This is a genomic window from Clostridia bacterium, from assembly GCA_012841935.1.
Taxonomy (GTDB): Bacteria; Bacillota; Peptococcia; order DRI-13; family DTU073; genus DUTS01.
Genome location: DUTS01000003.1, coordinates 1 through 3,219, shown reverse-complemented (window position 1 = coordinate 3,219; position 3,219 = coordinate 1). Strand labels below are relative to the sequence as shown.

General features: G+C 39.5%; 3 protein-coding genes. All 3 read left to right on the top strand.

Annotation, left to right across the window (positions count from 1 at the left end):
* Window positions 1-356: 356 nt before the first annotated feature.
* The 3 genes from GX687_00130 (at window position 357) to GX687_00120 (ending at window position 2,870) form a co-directional block, all read left to right on the top strand.
* Window positions 357-590 carry a hypothetical protein gene (locus GX687_00130; GenBank protein ID HHX95864.1) on the top strand — a complete coding sequence of 78 codons (234 nt, stop codon included), beginning with the start codon at window positions 357-359 and terminating at the stop codon, window positions 588-590.
* A 195-nt stretch (window positions 591-785) separates the two neighbouring features.
* On the top strand, window positions 786-1,487 hold the full coding sequence (locus GX687_00125; protein HHX95863.1) for a hypothetical protein: 702 nt from the start codon (window positions 786-788) through the stop codon (window positions 1,485-1,487).
* A gap of 78 nt (window positions 1,488-1,565) precedes the next feature.
* Window positions 1,566-2,870: an MBL fold metallo-hydrolase gene (locus GX687_00120; protein HHX95862.1), complete on the top strand. Its 1,305-nt coding sequence runs from the start codon at window positions 1,566-1,568 to the stop codon at window positions 2,868-2,870.
* Window positions 2,871-3,219 lie beyond the last annotated feature (349 nt).

Sequence of the window (3,219 nt, the reverse complement as noted above, 5' to 3'; positions counted from 1 at the left end):
TTTTTAGTGGAAACGGTAACAACGGCTGAAAAATTTGTTTAGCATAAATTTGCGAGAAATACAATTGCAGGAGTTAAGAAAGAATTTATTTATAAAGATGAAAGGGCCATTTTGGTAAGGGCGGTAGTCGTTTTTAAAAATGGTAGTGACTTGTGTTTTGAAAGACCCAAGTTTGATGAAGATGGAGACACAAGGGGGTTTGTGAAATTTTTTGAATTATTGTAGTGGCTGTTTTGCTCAAAACAAGATATGGGGAGGGTGTATAGATGGTGTTATGCGTTAAATGGCTCGTTGATTTGTCACAAGGGCCATTTTGGGGGATTATAAGTGTTATGATAGGGGGTTTTATTACTTGGGTGGTTGCGAGAATTTATTATGTTAAAGCTGGAAAGGAATTGAAGGAAGAAAGTAGGGAGGTTAGGGTGGCGATAGGGATCCTAGGGGAAAGTCTTAATTCAGGACCAACGGTGGATAAGATATTAATCAACGAGGAAAGAATCCCGACCGGTTTACAAAAAATTGCCGGGGTTAATTTTAGTGGTGAAGGTACACTTACTGTTAATGCCGAGGTGGTTAAGGGAAAAACTTAGGGTTGAGTTGTACAAAACTATATTAAGATTATTTACAAGGAGCCGGTATGGGGCGAGGGGACAGGTTATTCGTCCTACTGGGAAACCTTAAGGCATATCAAGCTACGGTAGCCGAAATTAGGATTGAGGAATATTTAGGCAGATGATGTTATAATGAAATAAATGGGCGTTTAAATGAAAGGGAGGTAAACGTAAATGACTACTACCTACACTAAAAAGGAAGTTATAAGTAAGGTGGAAGAATATTTATGGCCAGGCAAGATTAACGAACTATATTCAGAGGGTTTTGTAAATTATCGGGGGATCACATCGGATACCAAGGAAAAATATACCGAAGTTATAGCATCACATTTGTTGGAACAATTGGAAAGGCTAAAGCAAATTGATCCTGTAGAGAGAACCGATTCCTACAAGGTCTCCCGTAAGGGAACAACCCCTAGAGAAGCCGATGGCCGCAAATGGGAACAGGAAGAACAACGTATTGCCATGAAACTTTTCAATAATAAAACTTTACAGCTCTTTAGTAAGATTCTTCATTACCAAACTCCTCTAGGGGATGGTAGGGGGGCAGCCATTGATCTTTTGGCAAGGGATACGGACAGTGTATATATTCTGGAATTAAAGGGACCTAAGAGTAAAGAAACACTTCTGCGCTGTGTTTTGGAAATATACACATATTACCTGATGTTAGATCATGAAAAATTGCTTCGGGATTTCAAGATCAAAAATAATCCGGCATTACGTAAAGGTGTACTTATCTTTAAAAATAGCCGGGCATATACCGATTTTACTGACCATAAAATACGCCTATTGATGCGGGAACTTGAAATAGATTTCTTCGTTTTAAACGAAGATGCAAATCAAATTTTAGAAACACACTATTTCAACGAAATATGAAAGGGGAGCAAATGGCTAAAATAATTAATGAAAAGAACCGTAGCTCAGGTCTCGGGGTCCAAAGAAAGGAATTTGCCGATGAGGGCGATTATCCATAGGGGTAGCAAGGAAATAGGGGGTACATTTCTGGAGCTTCAGTCTGGGACTGGTAGGATTTTGCTTGATGCCGGCTATCCGCTATTTCTTAACAACGAGCCCATCGATGACTCCGTGGCATTACAAGATCCGGATGTTCTTCTTGGGCTAGGTGTGTTGCCCGACATTAAGGGCTTGTATCTATGGGATAGCCCTAAATTCGACGGAGTTGTTATTTCCCATGCCCATCTTGACCATTATGGGCTTTTAAGGTTTGTTAACCCGGACATCCCTGTTTACCTATCAGCAGGAACGTTTAAGCTAATTCAGCTTTCAAATATTTTCCATCTAATAGACGAAATTGCATTAGAAAATTATGACATAAGGATATTTGAGATGCACGAACCGTTTTCTGTTGGTGCCTTTAGAATTATGCCCTATCTTATGGACCATTCGGCCTTTGATGCTGCAGCATTTGAGGTATCAAGCCTCGGAAAAACCATTTTATATACTGGGGATTTTAGGAGCCACGGGCGAAAAAATATCTGCTTTGATATATTTATTAACAAGGCCAGGAAAAATGCCGACATACTTTTTATCGAGGGAACCAAATTAGGGCAGCAAAATGAAGAAGTATTGACAGAGCGGGAGCTTGAAGAGCAGATAATTATAAATTCAAGGGATATAGCCGGCCCAGTTCTATTCCAATCATCAAGTCAAAACATAGACCGCCTAGTAAGTTTCTACAGAGCCGCATTGCGGTTAAGAAGGATTTTCATCGTTGACATATACACAGCTAATATTCTATATGAACTTCGCCAGCTCGGGAATCAGTTACCCTATCCCTCAGCAGCATACAAAAACATAAAGGTATTCTACCCTTATCAGTTAACCAAAAAGATATTTAGTAAAATTGGAGAAAAATATGCAAAACGATTTTCGCCATACCACATCTCCAAAACAAATTTGCAAAAGCAAGAAAAAAATATCGTAATGACGGTGCGGCCTTCTATGAAACGGGATTTGGAAACAGCAGGGCTGAGAAATGGATTATTTGTATATTCCCTGTGGCATGGATATCGTGATAGCGGCTATCAGAAAAAGTTTGAGGGTTATTTAAAACAGGTGGGTTTTGCTATGCGGTTTCTCCACACAAGTGGGCATGCAACTATTACTGATATTGAAAAATTAATTGATAAACTGCAACCTAAAAAAGTGGTGCCTATTCATTCTATGGCCCCTAACGCCTTTGCCTCAATTACAGATAAGGTTATTTTTATTGAAGATGGTAAAATGTTTAAGGTTTAGATAGAAACCATAACCTGCCCCGTGGGAAAGCAGTCAATTAAGCACTCTCCCACGGGGCGGTGTTTTCATGAAATGGGACAAGGGGTCAGCACATTTGCCCTCTATTTACTGGTAAGTAAAGGGAAGGCGTAAACGTGAGGACACCATTCCCACCTCCTCGTATAATAAGATTTAGGGAAATATTTTAGGTTCTTTTTTCCCTACTGAACCTTGAAAACTAAATAATAGAATTTAAACTTGGATCCTGATGTATATTCCTGGATAATAGAATCATGGAAAAGGATCTATCAGGGAAAAGACTTACGCCCCCTGTAGTTTGACTACATTTAAAGATTGTCTCCCGGGCCAG